Origin of the sequence: Streptomyces sp. NPDC006529 (assembly GCF_040611795.1) — a bacterium.
Taxonomy (GTDB): Bacteria; Actinomycetota; Actinomycetes; order Streptomycetales; family Streptomycetaceae; genus Streptomyces.
The window spans coordinates 1-16,031 of the sequence record NZ_JBEXPB010000084.1; the positions used below are offsets into that span (position 1 = coordinate 1).

Below are 16,031 nucleotides of genomic sequence, written 5' to 3' on the forward strand. Positions count from 1 at the left end.
GGCCGCAGGCCATCGCGCAGCGACGCGACGAAGGAGCGCTCTTGACAGGACGCCCCGGCACGGGAAGACAGTGGAACTGACGGGCAGCCCCCGGAGCATCCCCGACCCCGACGCTCGAAACCCCGCCCCCTCGCGGCGAAGCCGCGACCCGGCGCAGCCGGGCCCCCCTACCCCCGCGTCTGCGAGCGCACCGCCCCCATGCTTGCTGCGATCACCAGGGCGATCGCCAGGGCGTCCAGGCCCGAGAGGGCCTGGTGGAGGACCAGGAAGCCGGCGGTTGCCGCGATGGCCGGTTCCAGGCTCATCAGGATCGCGAAGGTGGGCGCCGGCAGGCGCCGCAGGGCGAGCATCTCCAGGGTGTACGGGAGCACCGAGGACATCAGCGCGACTCCGACGCCGAGCGCCAGCGTGCTCGGGACGAGCAGGGCCGGGCCCGCCTCGATGATGCCGAGCGGCAGCGACAGTACGGCCGCGACCGCCATCGCCAGGGCCAGTCCGTCCGCCTGCGGGAAGCGGCGGCCCGTACGGGCGCTGAAGACGATGTACGCCGCCCACATCGCGCCCGCGCCCAGCGCGAACGCGGCCCCGGCCAGGTCGAGGGATCCGAAGCCGCCGCCCCCGCCGTGGCCGGACAGCAGCACGATGCCCGCCAGGGCGAGCCCCGCCCACAGCAGGTTCACCAGCCGGCGCGAAACGACGACGGACAGCGCGAGCGGGCCGAGGACCTCCAGGGTGACGGCCGGTCCGAGCGGGATCCGGTCCACCGCCTGGTAGAAGAGCCCGTTCATACCGGCCATGGTGATGCCGAAGGCGATCACCGTGTTCCAGTCGGAACGCGTGTACCCGCGCACCTTCGGCCGGCAGACCAGCAGCAGCACGATCGCGGCCGCCGCCAGCCTCAGCGTGACCACGCCCGCCGCCCCGGCCCGCGGCATGATCATGACTGCGAGGGCCGCACCGAACTGCACCGACAGCCCGGCCGAGACGACCAGCGCCACCGGGCCGAACCGGGCCGCCTTGGCGGCGGGCGCGGCGGGCGCGGCAGCCGTGGAAGCGGTGGTGGTGGCAGGGGTGGCGGGGGCAGCCGTGGTCGTCGCGGGTGAGGAGGGCGCGGAGGGGGGTACGGGCATGCTTCCAGGCTAAGGCGTCGGTAAGGAGCTTGCGACCGTGTCTTTCCTTACAGGCGTTCCTACAGCTGATCCCCAAACCTCTGACCCACCCCCTCCCCCAACCCCTCCGCCAGCAGTTCCGCCATGTGCATCGCCCGCCGTCCGCCCAGTTGGGCGATCTGGGTGCGGCAGGAGTAGCCGTCCGCGAGGAGCGCGGTTCCTTCGGCCGCCGCGCGCAGCGCCGGGAGCAGCTGTTCCTCCGCACAGGCCACCGACACCTCGTGGTGGCCCGGCTCGAATCCGAAGTTCCCGGCCAGCCCGCAGCACCCGCTGCTCAGCTCGCCCGTCAGCCCGGCCCGCTCGCGCAGCCGCCGCTCCGCGCCGTCGCCGAGGAGGGCGTGCTGGTGGCAGTGGGTCTGTCCCACCACCGGGCGCCCCAGCCCGGGCGGCCGCCACCCCGGGGCGCGTTCCTCCAGGACCTGCGCGAAGGTCCGTACCGACGCGGCCAGCAGCGCCGCCCGCGGGTCGTCCGGGAGCAGCGCCGGGAGGTCGGTGCGCAGGGCCGCCGCGCAGCTGGGTTCCAGTACGACCACGGGAGCCCGTACGCCCTCGCCGGCGTCGACGCCCACCACCGCGTCCAGCGTGCGCCGCAGCACCGCCCGCGCGCGGTCGAGGCGCCCGGTGGACACGTACGTCAGCCCGCAGCAGACGGCCCGCGCACGCCCGCCGGGCCCGCCCGCCAGGGACACCCGGAGCCCCGCCGCTTCCAGGACCCTTACGGCGGCATGCCCGACCTGCGGGGACAAGTACTCCGTGAAGGTGTCCGGCCACAGCAGCACCCGGTCACCCCCTTCGCCCCCGGCGCTCGCGGCACTCCTCCGCCACCCCCGGCTGAACGGCACCCGCGCCACCCGCGGCAGCGGGCGTTCCCGCGTCAGCCCCGGTACCGGCACCACCCGGCCGACCGCGTTGACCAGCGGCGCGGCCCGCAGGGCGGCGATGGAGCGCAGCCACCGCGGGAGGCCGCCCATCGTGTAGTGGGCCGGGGGGCGGATCCGGCCCGCCCAGTGGCGGTGCAGGAACTCGCTCTTGTACGAGGCCATGTCCACGCCCACCGGGCAGTCGCTCAGGCACCCCTTGCAGGCGAGGCACAGGTCGAGCGCTTCCCGGACCTCCTCCGAGCGCCATCCGTCGGCGATGACCTCCCCGGCCAGCATCTCGTGCAGCAGCCGGGCCCGGCCGCGGGTGGAGTGCCGTTCCTCCCCGGTGACGCGGTAGGACGGGCACATCACGCCCGCGCCCGGCTCCGTGGACCGGCACTTCGCGACCCCGACGCACCGCGCGACCTCCCCCGCGAGCCCGGAGAGGGCCGCCCCCTCCCGCGGCAGCACCGTGAAGCGCAGGTTCTCGTCCAGGCGGGCCGGGCGCGCGAGCACGCCGGGGTTCATGCCGCCCGCCGGGTCCCACACGTCCTTGTAGGCGCCGAAGAGCCGGACCAGCTCCGCCCCGTACATCCTGGGGAGCAGTTCGGCGCGCGCCTGTCCGTCGCCGTGCTCCCCCGACAGGGAGCCGCCGTGGGCGACGACCAGGTCGGCGAGCTCCTCGGAGAAGGTCCGGAAGCGGGCCGCGCCCGCCGGGGTCACCAGGTCGAAGTCGATGCGGACGTGGACGCATCCCTCGCCGAAGTGCCCGTACGGCGTTCCGCGCAGCCCGTGCGCGGCGAGCAGGGCGCGGAAGTCCCGCAGGTAGGCGCCGAGCCGGGCGGGCGGGACCGCGCAGTCCTCCCAGCCTGGCCAGGCCATCCGGCCGTCGGGGCCCCGGGTCGCCGTGCCGGCCGCGTCCTCCCGGATCCGCCACAGCGCGCGCTGCCCGGCCGGGTCGGCGATGATCCGCGCGTCCAGCGCGTCGGCGGCCCGTACGGTCGCGCGCGCCGCCCCCGCGTCCCGGGTCTCCACGAACAGCCACGCGCCCCCGCGCGGCAGCCCGAGCCCTTCGGGGCCGCTCCCGGAACCACCCCCGAGCAGGTCCGCCGCCATGCCCTCCACGGTCAGCGGACCCAGCGGCAGCAGCCCCGCGGCCGCGTCCGCCGCGGCGGTCTCGTCGGGGTAGCCGAGCACCACGAGCACCGGCGCGCGCGGCGCTTCCACCAGGCGCACGACGGCTTCGGTCACCACCCCGAGCGTGCCTTCGCTCCCGCAGAAGGCGCGGGCCAGCTCCACGCCCCGCTCCGGCAGCAGAGCGTCCAGGGCGTAGCCGGAGATGCGGCGCGGGAGCCCCTGGGGCATGCCGGTGCGCAGCGGCCCGAGGTTCGCCGCGACCAAGTCGCGCAGTCCGGCCGGGGCGCCCGCCCAGCCGGCGCCGATGCGGTGGGCGGCGCCGCCGTACGCGGTCACCGCCAGCTCGCTCACGTTGTCGGCGGTGGTGCCCCAGGCCACCGAGTGGGCCCCGCACGCGTTGTTGCCGATCATGCCGCCGAGGGTGCAGCGGGAGTGCGTGGAGGGGTCGGGCCCGAAGGTCAGCCCGTACGGGCGCACCGCCTCGCGCAGCCGGTCGAGGACCAGGCCGGGCTGGACGACCGCCGTCCGCGCGACCGGGTCCACCGATACGACGGCGTTCATGTGCCGGGTCAGGTCGAGGACCACACCCGTGCCGGTGGCCTGGCCCGCGATGGAGGTGGCGCCGCCGCGCGGGACGACGGGCACCCCCGCGGCGGCGCACACGCGCAGGGCCGCCGCGACGTCCTCGGCGTCGCGCGGGGCGACCACGCCGAGCGGGACCCGGCGGTAGTTGGAGGCGTCCATGGTGGTCAGGGCGCGCGCGGCGGCGCCGAAATCCACCTCTCCGCGCAGCTCCGCCCGCAATGCCCGTTCGAGATCCCCGGTTGCCGTCACGGCACCCACCCTCCCACCGGCACCGCGCGTCTCACCGGGTGGACGCGCTTCGAAAGGGCGCGCCGCGACCCGATACGCTCCGCCCGTGGCTGAGATCCGGATTCCCGCTGACATCAAGCCCGCCGACGGTCGTTTCGGCGCGGGCCCCTCCAAGGTGCGGACGGACGCGCTGGACGCGCTGGCCGCCACCGGCACTTCCCTCCTCGGTACCTCCCACCGGCAGGCCCCGGTCAAGAACCTGGTCGGCTCGGTGCGCCAGGGCGTCCGGGACCTCTTCTCCCTCCCCGAGGGCTACGAGGTGATCCTGGGCAACGGCGGCTCCACCGCCTTCTGGGACATCGCGACCGCCGGGCTGATCGAGCAGAAGTCGCAGCACCTGACCTTCGGCGAGTTCTCGTCCAAGTTCGCGACGGCCGCGAAGCTCGCGCCGTGGCTGGACGCGCCGTCGGTGATCTCCTCCGAGCCGGGTACGCACCCCGAGCCGGTCGCCGAGGCGGGCGTGGACGTGTACGCGTACACGCACAACGAGACCTCGACGGGTGTCGCGGCGCCGCTCAAGCGGGTCGCGGGCGCCGACGCCGGTTCACTCGTTCTGGTGGACGCGACCTCGGGCGCCGGCGGTCTGCCGGTGGACATCACCGAGACCGACGTCTACTACTTCGCCCCGCAGAAGTCCTTCGCCTCCGAAGGCGGCCTGTGGCTGGCGGCGTTCTCCCCGGCGGCCCTGGAGCGCGCGGCCCGCGTGCACGCCTCCGGCCGGCACATCCCGGAGTTCTTCTCGCTGCCGACGGCGATCGACAACTCGGTGAAGAACCAGACGTACAACACCCCCGCGCTCTCCACCCTCTTCCTGCTGAACCAGCAGCTGGAGTGGATCAACGGCCAGGGCGGCCTGGACTGGGCGACCGCCCGTACGGCGTCCAGCGCGGCCAACCTGTACGGCTGGGCCGAGGCGTCGAAGTACGCGGAGCCCTTCGTCTCGGACCCGTCGAAGCGTTCCTCGGTCATCGGCACGATCGACTTCTCCGACGACATCGACGCGGCGGCGATCGCCAAGGTGCTGCGCGCCAACGGCATCGTGGACACCGAGCCCTACCGCAAGCTCGGCCGCAACCAGCTGCGCGTGGCGATGTTCCCGGCGATCGACCCGGCGGACGTGCAGGCGCTCACCGCCTGCGTCGACTACGTGATCGAGAAGCTCTGACCGCACGCCCCGCCCCCGGGCGGGCTGCCGCGACCCCTGGTGACGCACCGTCACCGGGGGTCGCGCGGTTTCAAACCGTGTTCGCGGCTCCGGTCCGGCGGGACCCCGGCCGGTACGGCCCGGCGCGCCCCGGAGGGCCGGCCCGCGATACCTTCGGAACTTCGGCATTCGGTGAATGCGGTACAGCGGTACAGCTGGGAGGCAGGGCGTGAGCGTGCGAGTAACGGCGGCGGAAGGCGGCGTGGACCCCTTCGGGACGGCCCGGCTGCGACGCGGAGTCCTCGATTCCTGGGGCGCGGGCCCGGCTCGGTTCCGGGAGGACGCCAACGCCGAGGAGGACCTGGCCCTCGGCGGCTACCGGGACCGGCTCGTCGTCGAGCTGGCCCAGAACGCGGCCGACGCCGCCGCCCGGGCCCACACCCCCGGGCGGCTGCGGCTCACCCTCCACTCCGGGGAGGGCGGCCACGGCGTGCTCGCCGTCGCCAACACCGGTGCCCCGCTGGACGCCACCGGCGTGGAGTCCCTGAGCACCCTGCGCGCCTCCGCCAAGCGCGAGGCCGCCGGGGAGCGCCCCGGCGAGAGCGCGTGGGAGAGCGTCGGCCGGTTCGGCGTCGGCTTCGCGGCCGTCCTCGCCGTCTCCGACGAACCCGCCGTCGTCGGCCGGCACGGCGGGGTCCGCTGGTCCCTGGCCGAGGCCCGCGAAATGGCCCGCGGCGCCTCCCGGGGCAGCCCGGGCCTCGGCGACGAACTGCGCCGCCGGGACGGGCACGTCCCGCTGCTGCGGCTGCCGTTGCCCGCCGAGGGCACCGCGCCCGACGGCTACGACACCGTGGTCATCCTCCCGCTGCGCGACGCGGCCGCCGCGGACCTCGTCCAGCGGCTCCTGGCCGGGATCGACGACGCGCTGCTGCTGACCCTGCCCGGGCTGACCGAGGTGGTCGTGGAAACGGCGGACGGCACCCGGACCCTGCGCCGCCGCGAGGACGGCCCGTACACGGTCATCGAGGACATCGGCGGCGGAGCCGGCCACAGCCACGGTCCGGGCGTCCGGCGCTGGCGCACCGTGCGGCACGGCGGCGCCATCGCCCCCGAACTCCTCGCCGACCGCCCCGTCGAGGAGCGGCTGCGGCCCGCCTGGGCCGTGTCCTGGTCGGTGCCCGTCGACGCGGACGGCGCGCCCCTTCGCCCGGCGACCGCGCCCGTCGTGCACGCCCCGACCCCCACCGACGAGCCCCTCGGCATCCCCGCGCTGCTCATCGCGACCCTGCCGCTGGACACCGCCCGCCGCCACCCCGCGCCCGGGCCGCTGACCGACTTCCTGGTGCAGCGCGCCGCCGACGCCTACGCCGAGCTGCTCGGCACCTGGGAGCCGGTGAGCACCGCGCTGGTGGACCTGGTGCCCGGCCCGCTCGGCAAGGGCGAGCTGGACGGGGCGCTGCGCGCCGCCGTGCTGGAGCGGCTGCCCCGGACCGCCTTCCTCGCCCCGGCCGCCGCGCGGGACTCCGCACGGGACTTCTCGCAGGACTCCGCACCGGACTCCGCGCAGGACGAGGACCCCGAGGCCGGCCGGGCCGCGCTGCGGCCCTTCGAGGCCGAGGTGGTGGAGGGTGCGGGCGCCGACACCGTGCGCGTGCTGGCCGAGGTGCTGCCGACGCTGCTCCCGGCCGGGCTGGAGCGGCGCTCCGAGCTGCGCGCCCTGGGCGTCGGGCGGCTCCCGCTGGGCGACGCCATCGAGCGGATCGCGGGCGCGGACCGGCCGCCGCACTGGTGGTACCGGCTGTACGACACCCTCGCGGGCGTGGACCCGGACCGCCTGTCGGGGCTGCCGGTGCCGCTGGCGCCGGCCGCCGAGGTGGCCGAAGGGGCCGGGTCCGTACGGGACTTCGACGCCCCGGACCGCTTCGGGGACCTCGGTGGCTTCGGCGGCTTCGACGGGCCCGAGCGGCCCGCCGGCTCCGGGATCCGTACCGCCATCGGCCCCCGCCACATCCTGCTCCCCGGCCCCGGCACCCCCGCCGGGCTGACCCGGCTCGGCCTCAAGGTGGCCCATCCGGACGCCGCGCACCCGCTGCTGGAGAAGCTCGGCGCGCTGCCCGCGACCCCGCGCGCCGTGCTGACCACCCCGCAGGTACGGGCCGCGGTGGCCGGTTCGCTGGACGCGGGCGAGGTCTGGGACGAGGACGCGCCCGACCCCGACGAGCTGGCCGACATCGTGCTCGGCCTGGTCCAGGGCGCCGGCCTGGCGCCCGGCGACGAGCCCTGGCTCGGCGCGCTCGCCCTGCCCGACGAGGACGGCGAGCTCACCCCGGCCGGTGAACTCCTGCTCCCCGGCAGCCCGTTGGCCTCGGTGATCCGCGAGGACGAAATCCCCTACCTGGACGCCGAGCTGGCCGCCAAGTGGGACGCGCGGACGCTCACCGCCTGCGGGGTGCTCGCCGAGTTCCAGCTGGTGCGGGCCACCGACGTGGTGCTCGACCCGGACGAACTGGAGCCGCGCGAGGGCGACTTCGCCGAACCGGACGACGCGGGGCTGCTGGACGCGGTCGACGTGTGGTGCGAGGACCTGCTCGACCAGTTCCCCGACACCCCGGTCCCGCCGGTCGCCACCGAGCTGATCGCCGTACGGGACCTGGACCTGGTCGACGACGACTGCTGGCCCCGTGCGCTGGCGATGCTCGCGCGGCCGCCGCTGCGCGACGCCCTGACCCAGCCGGTGCGGGTGCTGCTGCCGGACGGCACCACGCAGTCCGTCCGCCCGTACACCGCGTGGTGGCTGCGCGACCACCCCGTGCTCGACGGCCGCCGGCCGGCCGGGCTGCGCTCGGCGGGCGGGGATCCGCTGCTCGCCGGGCTGTACGAGGCCGCCGACGCCACCGGTTTCGAGGACGAGCAGGTGCTGCGGGCGCTGGGGGTACGGACCTCCGTCGCCGCGCTGCTCGACGAACCCGGCGGTGCGGCCGAGCTGCTGGGTCGGCTCTCTGACCCGGACCGGGAGGTGAGCGGGCACCAGCTGCACGCCCTGTACGGGGCGCTGGCGGACCTGGACCCCGAGCAGGTCACCCTGCCGGACGCGCTGCGCGCGGTGGTGGACGGCGAGGTGGTCGTGGTGGACGCGGCCGACGCGCTGATCGCCGACGCGCCGGACCTGCTGCCGCTGACGGCGGGCCTGCCGCTGCTGCCGGTGGCTCCGGCGCGGGCGGGCGACCTGGCGGAGCTGCTCCAGGTGCGGCGGCTCTCGGACACGGTGGCGGCGGAGGTCGAGGCACCGGGCGAGGAGCACGACGTACCGGAGCCGGTGCGGAGCCTGCTGGGGCCGGCCACGCCCTCGCTGTACGTCGAGCACGAGGAGCTGGTCGTGGGTGGCGCGGAGCTGGAGTGGCGCCGGACGCCTGACGGCACGGTGCATGCGGCGACCCTGGAGGGCGTCGCGGCGGGCCTCGCCTGGGCGGCGGGCCAGTGGCCGCGCCGCTTCGAAGTCGCAGCCCTCCTGGAAGACCCGTCCCGAACCCCGGAACTCTCCCGAGCCCGCTGGTTCGACTAGCCCGCGCCCCTCGCCCAACCCGCCGGAGGCACCCCCTCCGGCGGCGCCTCAAACGCCGGCGAGGCTGGGATGGTGACCCTGACCGCCAAACCCAGCCCGCCCGGCGTTACCCGAACCGGCTGACCCCAGTCGCCAAACCCAGCCCGCCCGGCGTTTGAGGGCCCGCCGGAGGCCCCACCGGGCCACAGCCCGGAGACCCGTCGGCCCGCACACATCCCCCACCCGGGGGACGCCTCCGGCGGCGCCTCAAACGCCGGCGAGGCTGGGATGGTGACCCTGACCGCCAAACCCAGCCCCGCCCGGCGCTTGAGGGTCTGCCGGAGGCCCCACCGGGCCGGTAGGGGCCCTTCAGGCCGGGAAGCGGTGGTCCACCTTGCGGAAGACGTATTCGATCAGGGCCGATGCCGCCACCGCCACGCCGACGGCAGTCCACGGCATCACCGCCCCCTCCAGCTTCAGCTGGAAGAAGTCCTGGAGCCACGGCACGACCAGGACGATCAGGAAGGCGCCCCCCATCGCGCCGACCAGCGCGATCCGCCACCACGTGTACGGCCGGGCGATGATCGCCAGGACCCACATCGAGGTCAGGAACAGCGCCAGCGTCGCCGCGCTGGTCTCCGCCTTCAGCGCGTCCGGCCCGTCGTAGTGCGCCCGGGCGATCAGGTACGTCACGAAGGTGGCGACGGCCGCGATCACCCCGCCGGGCACGGCGTACCGCATGACGCGCCGCACGAAGTGCGGCCGCGCACGCTCCCGGTTCGGGGCCAGGGCCAGGAAGAAGGCCGGGATGCCGATGGTGAGGGTGGACAGCAGGGTCAGGTGCCGCGGCAGGAACGGGTACTCGACCTGGCTGCACACCACCAGCACGGCCAGCAGCACCGAGTAGACGGTCTTGGTCAGGAACAGGGTCGCGACGCGGGTGATGTTGCCGATCACCCGGCGGCCCTCGGCGACCACCGACGGCAGCGTCGCGAAGCTGTTGTTGAGCAGGACGATCTGGGCGACCGCGCGGGTCGCCTCGGACCCGGAGCCCATCGAGACGCCGATGTCGGCGTCCTTGAGGGCGAGGACGTCGTTGACCCCGTCGCCGGTCATGGCCACGGTGTGGCCCCGGGACTGGAGGGCGGCGACCATGTCCCGCTTCTGCTGCGGGGTGACCCGGCCGAAGACCGTGTTCTCGTCGAGGACCTTGGCCAGCGCGTCCCGGTCGGTCGGCAGGTCGCGGGCGTCGACGGTGTTCTCCGCGCCCGGCAGGCCCAGTTTGGCCGCGACCGCGCCGACCGAGACCGCGTTGTCACCGGAGATGACCTTCGTGTGGACGTTCTGCTCGCCGAAGTAGCGCAGGGTGTCGCCGGCGTCGGGCCGCAGCCGCTGCTCCAGCACGACCAGCGCCGTCGGCCGGACGGCGGTCGTGACCTGCTCGTCGTCCAGTTCGCGGGCCGAGCGGGCGAGCAGCAGGACGCGCAGCCCCTGTTCGTTCAGCGCGTCGATCTCGTCGAGGGCGGGGTCGCCGACGGGCAGCAGGACGTCGGGGGCGCCGAGCAGCCAGGTGGAGTTCTCGCCGTCGCCCTCGCTGAAGCTGGCCCCGCTGTACTTGCGGGCGGAGGAGAAGGGCAGCGATTCGGTGCAGCGCCACTCCTCGCTGTCCGGGTAGGCGTCGATGACGGCCTGGAGGCTGGCGTTGGGGCGCGGATCGGACTCGCCGAGGGCGCCGAGGACCTTTTGTACGTACGCCGTGTCCGCGCCGCCGAGCGGGCGCAGCTCGGTGACGTCCATGCCGCCCTCGGTGAGGGTGCCGGTCTTGTCGAGGCAGACGACGTCGACGCGGGCGAGGCCCTCGATGGCGGGCAGTTCCTGCACGAGGCACTGTTTGCGGCCGAGCCGGATGACGCCGATGGCGAAGGCGACGGAGGTGAGCAGGACCAGGCCCTCGGGGATCATCGGGACGATCCCGCCGACGGTGCGGGCGATGGAGTCCTTGAGGTTGGAGTCCTTGACGACCAGCTGGCTGATGATCAGGCCGAGGGAGGTCGGGACCATCATCCAGGTGACGTACTTGAGGATGGTGGAGATGCCGGTGCGCAGCTCGGAGTGGACGAGCGTGAAGCGCGAGGCCTCTTCGGCCAGCTGGGCGGCGTAGGCCTCGCGGCCCACCTTGGTGGCGGTGAAGGCGCCGCCGCCCGCGACGACGAACGAGCCGGACATGACGGGGTCGCCGGGCTTCTTCAGGACCGGGTCGGCCTCGCCGGTGAGCAGCGACTCGTCGATCTCCAGGCCGTCGGCCTCGCCGGTGACGCCGTCGACGACGACCTTGTCGCCGGGGCCCAGCTCGATGACGTCGCCGAGGACGATCTCGCCGGTGGAGATCTCGGCGGTGGTGCCGTCGCGGCGGACGCTGGGTTTGGCCTCGCCGATGACGGCGAGGCCGTCGAGGGTCTTCTTGGCGCGCAGTTCCTGGATGATGCCGATGCCGGTGTTCGCGATGATCACGAAGCCGAAGAGGCTGTCCTGGATCGGCGCGACGAACAGCATGATCACCCAGAGCACGCCGATGATCGCGTTGAAGCGGGTGAAGACGTTGGCCCGGACGATGTCCGGGGTGGAGCGCGAGGAGCGCACCGGGACGTCGTTGACCTCGCCGCGGGCGACCCGTTCGGCGACCTCTGCGGTGCTCAGGCCGCCGGCCCGGAAGCGGGGCGCGGGGGGTGCCACGGGGTGTACGGGATCCAGCTCCGCCCCCGCGTCGATGGCGGCGGTGGTGCCGCCGGCCGGGGTACCGCCCGGCTCCGGCCCGTCGGAATCGATCCTCGCCCGCTGCGTCATGCTTTCGACGGTAGAGGGCGTTCGAACGGTTCACCCGCCGAGCGGTGCGAAGATCCGACTTCGGGATGACCCGAATCGTCCCTGAGTAGCCCGGGTACGGCCGCTACCCGGCCGCCCGGTTCCCCGGGGGCTCGACCGCGCCGGTCGGCGCCTGTTCGGCCGGGCGGGGCTCCGGCCCCGGAAGCGGGGCTCCGGCCGCCTGCTGCGCCGCCTGCTCGGCCGCCTGCTCCGCCGCGTGCCGCTTGAGGGCCGCGTCGCGTCCGCGGACGTACCAGATCCCGATCAGGCCGAGGACGCCGCCCGCCGCGCAGCACCACACCCACCACAGCAGGTCGCGGTCCGCGAACCAGCCGTAGAAGGGCAGCTGGACGAGGAAGAGCGCGAACCAGAGGATCGTGCCACCGGTGACGGTCGCGACGATCGGGCCCTCCAGGGGCTCGGGCGCCTCGTGCTGTGCGGTCCATTTGGCCATGTCACCAGTCTATTGGGCGCTCCCCCGGGGTCCGAGGCGGGCGCCCGCCCGCCCCCAGCCGGACCGCTCGACCCGGGCGCCCCTTGGCTCTACGCGCGGAGATGGACGCCACAGTTCTCATCTGTTCATACTGAAACAGTTTGCCTGTGACGGGATTCGTTCGTACGAACCCACCAAAACGAACCAGTTTGAGGACCGCATGAGCACCTCGGCACCCGCCGCGGCCCCCACTCCGACGCCCACCAACGGCGTCGACCGCTACTTCAAGATCTCGGAGCGCGGTTCCACCGTGGCCCGCGAGGTCCGGGGCGGCTTCGCCACCTTCTTCGCGATGGCGTACATCATCGTGCTGAACCCGATCATCCTCGGCAGCGCGAAGGACATGTACGGCCACCAGCTCGACGGCGGCCAGCTGGTCACCGCCACCGTGCTGACCGCGGCCTTCTCCACCCTGCTGATGGGCGTCATCGGCAACGTGCCGATCGCACTGGCGGCCGGCCTCGGCGTCAACACCGTCGTCGCCCTCCAGCTCGCCCCGCGCATGAGCTGGCCCGACGCCATGGGCATGGTGGTCCTGGCGGGCTTCGTCGTGATGCTGCTGGTCGCCACGGGCCTGCGCGAGCGGGTCATGAACGCCGTGCCGCTGGGCCTGCGCAAGGGCATCGCGATCGGCATCGGCCTCTTCATCATGCTGATCGGCCTGGTCGACTCGGGCTTCATCACCCGGATGCCCGACCTCGCGCACACCACGGTCCCGCTCCAGCTGGGCAGCAACGGGCACCTGCACGGCTGGCCGGTGCTCATCTTCGTCGTCGGCGTCCTGCTCACCCTCGCCCTGATCATCCGCAAGACGCCCGGCGCGATCCTGATCTCGATCGTCGCCATGACGGTCGTCGCGGTGATCGTCCAGCTGGTCACCGAGCTGCCGGACGCGGCCTGGGGCCTGACGGTCCCCGAGCTGCCGGGCAACCCGGTCTCCGCCCCGGACTTCGGGCTCGTCGGCGAGGTCAGCCTGTTCGGCGGCTTCGACAAGGTCGGGGTGCTGACCGGCGTCCTCTTCGTCTTCACCGTGCTGCTGTCCTGCTTCTTCGACGCGATGGGCACGATCCTCGGCGTCGGCGACGAGGCCGAGCTCATGGACGCGGACGGCAACTTCCCCGGCATCAACCGGGTCCTGCTCATCGACGGCCTCGCCGTCGCGTCCGGCGGAGCGACCTCCTCCTCCGCCACCACCTGCTTCGTGGAGTCCACCGCGGGCGTCGGCGAGGGCGCCCGTACGGGCCTGGCGAACGTGGTGACCGGCGGCCTCTTCACGGTGGCGCTGTTCCTCACGCCGCTCGCCACGATGGTCCCGTCCCAGGCCGCGACCCCCGCGCTGCTCGCGGTCGGCTTCCTGATCCTGGCGGGCTCGGTCAAGGACATCGACTGGAGCGACTTCACGATCGCTGTCCCCGCCTTCCTGGCGATGACGATGATGCCCTTCACCTACTCGATCACCAACGGCATCGGCATCGGCTTCGTGAGCTTCTGCGTACTGCGGCTGGCGACCGGCCGGGGCCGCGAGGTCCCGGTGGCGATGTACGTCGTATCGGCGGTGTTCGTCTTCTACTACGCGATGCCCGCCCTGGGCCTCACGTAGCCCCCGGGCTCATGCGGCCCCCGGGCTCGTGCGGCCCCCGCCTCACGTGAGGCCGTAGAACCTCTCCGTCTCGTCGACCGCCACCTTGAAGCGCTCGTCGAAGTCGTCGCGAATGAGCGTCCGGACCACATAGTCCTGGACGCTCATTCCGCGTTTCGAGGCGTGGTCCCGGAGGCGGTCCAGCAGCTCTCCGTCTATCCGCAGGCTGAGCACGTGTGTCCCCATGCCCACAGGGTCGGGGCACCGGGCGCGGACGCGGGTCGCTTTCCGGAAGCGACTCACCCGTACGAGTGACGAAAAGAAGCCGGTGTTCTTTAGGTAGAGTAATGAGTTACTCTAATGAACATGCAAGACCTTTCCCATGGCGTCGACGCCGCCGCCGTGAACGACCTCCGGTCCGCCGTGATGCGGCTCGGCCGACGCCTCAAGCACCAGCGCGTCGACGAGTCGCTCAGCCCGACCGAGATGTCGGTCCTCGGCACCCTGGCCCGCTGCGGCCAGGCCACGCCCGGTGAGCTGGCCCGGCGCGAGCACGTACAGCCGCCGTCGATGACCCGCATCGTCGCGCTGCTGGAGGCCAAGGGACTGGTCCGGCTGGAGCCGCACCCCGACGACCGCCGCCAGAAGGTGGTCAGCCAGACCGAGGAAGCCGAGGCGATGCTCGAAGAGAGCCGCCGCAAGCGCAACGCCTTCCTGGCCGGGCTCGCGGCCGAGCTGACCGAGGACGAGTGGGCCAAGCTCCGCGAGGCCGCGCCCGTCCTGGAGAAGCTCGCGCACTTGTAACCGCACACGCCTGGAGGCGCACCCTTGAGTACGGGAAACGGAGCAGACTCCGCACCCGGCCACACATCCGCTCCTACCGCCACACCCGCCGCGCCGCGCGCGGCGCGCACGAACAAGAACTCGATGTTCAGCTCGCTGAAGATCCGCAACTACCGGCTCTTCGCGACGGGGCAGGTCGTCTCGAACACCGGCACCTGGATGCAGCGCATCGCCCAGGACTGGCTGGTCCTCTCCCTGACCGGCTCCGCGTCCGCCGTCGGCATCACCATCGCGCTGCAGTTCCTGCCGATGCTGATGTTCGGCCTCTACGGAGGCGTCCTCGCCGACCGGCTGCCCAAGCGGCCGCTGCTGATCGCGACCCAGAGCGCCATGGGCCTCACCGGGCTCGCGCTCGCCGGCCTCACCCTCGCCGGACACGTCCAGGTATGGCACGTCTACCTGGCCGCCTTCCTGCTCGGCCTCGTCACCGTCGTCGACAACCCGGCGCGGCAGTCCTTCGTGTCCGAGATGGTCGGCCCCGACCAGCTCGGCAACGCCGTCAGCCTGAACTCCGCCAACTTCCAGTCCGCGCGGCTGGTCGGCCCGGCGGTGGCGGGCGTGCTGATCACCGCCGTCGGCTCCGGCTGGGCCTTCCTGCTGAACGGGCTGTCGTTCGCGGCGCCCATCGCCGGCCTGCTGCTGATGCGGGCCCACGAGCTGCACCGTACGGAGACCCAGCCGCGGGCCAAGGGACAGCTGCGGGAGGGTCTGCGCTACGTCGCGGGCCGGCCCGAGCTGATCTGGCCGATCGTGCTGGTCGGCTTCATCGGGACCTTCGGCTTCAACTTCCCGATCTGGCTGTCGGCCTTCACCAGCGACGTCTTCCACGGCGACGCGGGCACCTACGGCCTGTTCAACACCCTGATCGCGGCCGGCTCGCTCGCGGGCGCCCTGCTGGCGGCCCGGCGGGCGCAGTCCCGGCTGCGGGTGCTGGTCGGGGCGGCCGTGCTGTTCTCGATCCTGGAGATCGTGACCGCCTTCGCGCCCGGCTTCTGGCTGTTCGCCCTGCTCCTGGTGCCGATCGGGATCTTCGGGCTGACGGTGAACGTCACCGCCAACTCCAGCATCCAGATGGCCACCGACCCCGAGATGCGGGGGCGGGTCATGGCGCTGTTCATGATGGTCTTCACCGGGGGTACGCCGGTGGGCGCGCCGGTGGTCGGCTGGGTGACCGACACCTACGGGGCGCGGGTCGGCATGGCCGCGGGCGGCGCGGTGGCGCTGCTGGCCGCGCTGACGATCGGCGTGATCCTGTCCCGGGTCGGCAACCTCCGGCTCCGCGTGGACCGCCACCACGGCCTCTCCCTGGTCCCCCGCGAACCGTCCCGCCACCTGGTGACGGCGGCCTGACGCGGGGAACCACCCAGCCCCGCCGGCGTGTGAGGCGCCGCCGGAGGCCACACCCGGCGCAGCCTCGCGCGCGTGCCGGTGCACATCCGGGCTACGGCCCGGTGCGGCCTCCGGCGGGCCCTCAAACGCCGGGCGGGCTGGATTTGCCCCCCGCCACCCCAGCCCCGCCGGCGTTTGAGG

The 16,031-nt window shown here is 73.7% G+C and carries 10 protein-coding genes; 5 read left to right on the forward strand and 5 right to left on the reverse strand.

Features of this window, described 5'->3' with window-relative positions; all coding sequences use genetic code 11:
• Positions 1–167: 167 nt before the first annotated feature.
• Both ABZY31_RS30530 and ABZY31_RS30535 read right to left on the reverse strand, forming a co-directional pair.
• On the reverse strand, positions 168–1,130 hold the full coding sequence (locus tag ABZY31_RS30530; RefSeq protein ID WP_356416826.1) for an EamA family transporter: 963 nt from the start codon (positions 1,128–1,130) through the stop codon (positions 168–170).
• A gap of 59 nt (positions 1,131–1,189) precedes the next feature.
• Positions 1,190–3,910: an FAD-binding and (Fe-S)-binding domain-containing protein gene (locus tag ABZY31_RS30535; protein ID WP_356416842.1), complete on the reverse strand. Its 2,721-nt coding sequence runs from the start codon at positions 3,908–3,910 to the stop codon at positions 1,190–1,192.
• 175 nt (positions 3,911–4,085) lie between these two features.
• Between ABZY31_RS30535 and serC the strand changes: the two genes are divergently transcribed.
• Entirely contained in the window at positions 4,086–5,204 is a 1,119-nt protein-coding gene (gene serC, locus ABZY31_RS30540; protein ID WP_356416828.1) for a phosphoserine transaminase, read from the forward strand.
• A 175-nt stretch (positions 5,205–5,379) separates the two neighbouring features.
• Positions 5,380–8,745: a molecular chaperone Hsp90 gene (locus tag ABZY31_RS30545; protein ID WP_356416830.1), complete on the forward strand. Its 3,366-nt coding sequence runs from the start codon at positions 5,380–5,382 to the stop codon at positions 8,743–8,745.
• 348 nt (positions 8,746–9,093) lie between these two features.
• Here ABZY31_RS30545 and ABZY31_RS30550 read toward each other — a convergent pair whose 3' ends face one another.
• Entirely contained in the window at positions 9,094–11,568 is a 2,475-nt protein-coding gene (locus tag ABZY31_RS30550; RefSeq protein ID WP_356416831.1) for a cation-translocating P-type ATPase, read from the reverse strand.
• 103 nt (positions 11,569–11,671) lie between these two features.
• A complete protein-coding gene (locus tag ABZY31_RS30555) occupies positions 11,672–12,040 on the reverse strand; it encodes a DUF2530 domain-containing protein (protein ID WP_356416833.1) in 369 nt (122 codons plus the stop codon).
• A gap of 199 nt (positions 12,041–12,239) precedes the next feature.
• Between ABZY31_RS30555 and ABZY31_RS30560 the strand changes: the two genes are divergently transcribed.
• Positions 12,240–13,679, forward strand: a complete 1,440-nt coding sequence (locus ABZY31_RS30560; RefSeq protein ID WP_356416835.1) for an NCS2 family permease — start codon at positions 12,240–12,242, stop codon at positions 13,677–13,679.
• A 42-nt stretch (positions 13,680–13,721) separates the two neighbouring features.
• Here ABZY31_RS30560 and ABZY31_RS30565 read toward each other — a convergent pair whose 3' ends face one another.
• The gene (locus ABZY31_RS30565; protein ID WP_356416837.1) at positions 13,722–13,904 is read right to left on the reverse strand and encodes a ribbon-helix-helix protein, CopG family; all 183 of its coding nucleotides are present in this window, start codon (positions 13,902–13,904) and stop codon (positions 13,722–13,724) included.
• Positions 13,905–14,024: 120 nt separating this feature from the next.
• Here ABZY31_RS30565 and ABZY31_RS30570 point away from each other — a divergent pair, with 120 nt between their 5' ends.
• Complete coding sequence (locus ABZY31_RS30570) at positions 14,025–14,462, forward strand: MarR family transcriptional regulator (RefSeq protein ID WP_356416839.1); 438 nt, start codon at positions 14,025–14,027, stop codon at positions 14,460–14,462.
• A gap of 24 nt (positions 14,463–14,486) precedes the next feature.
• A complete protein-coding gene (locus ABZY31_RS30575) occupies positions 14,487–15,851 on the forward strand; it encodes an MFS transporter (RefSeq protein WP_356416840.1) in 1,365 nt (454 codons plus the stop codon).
• Positions 15,852–16,031 lie beyond the last annotated feature (180 nt).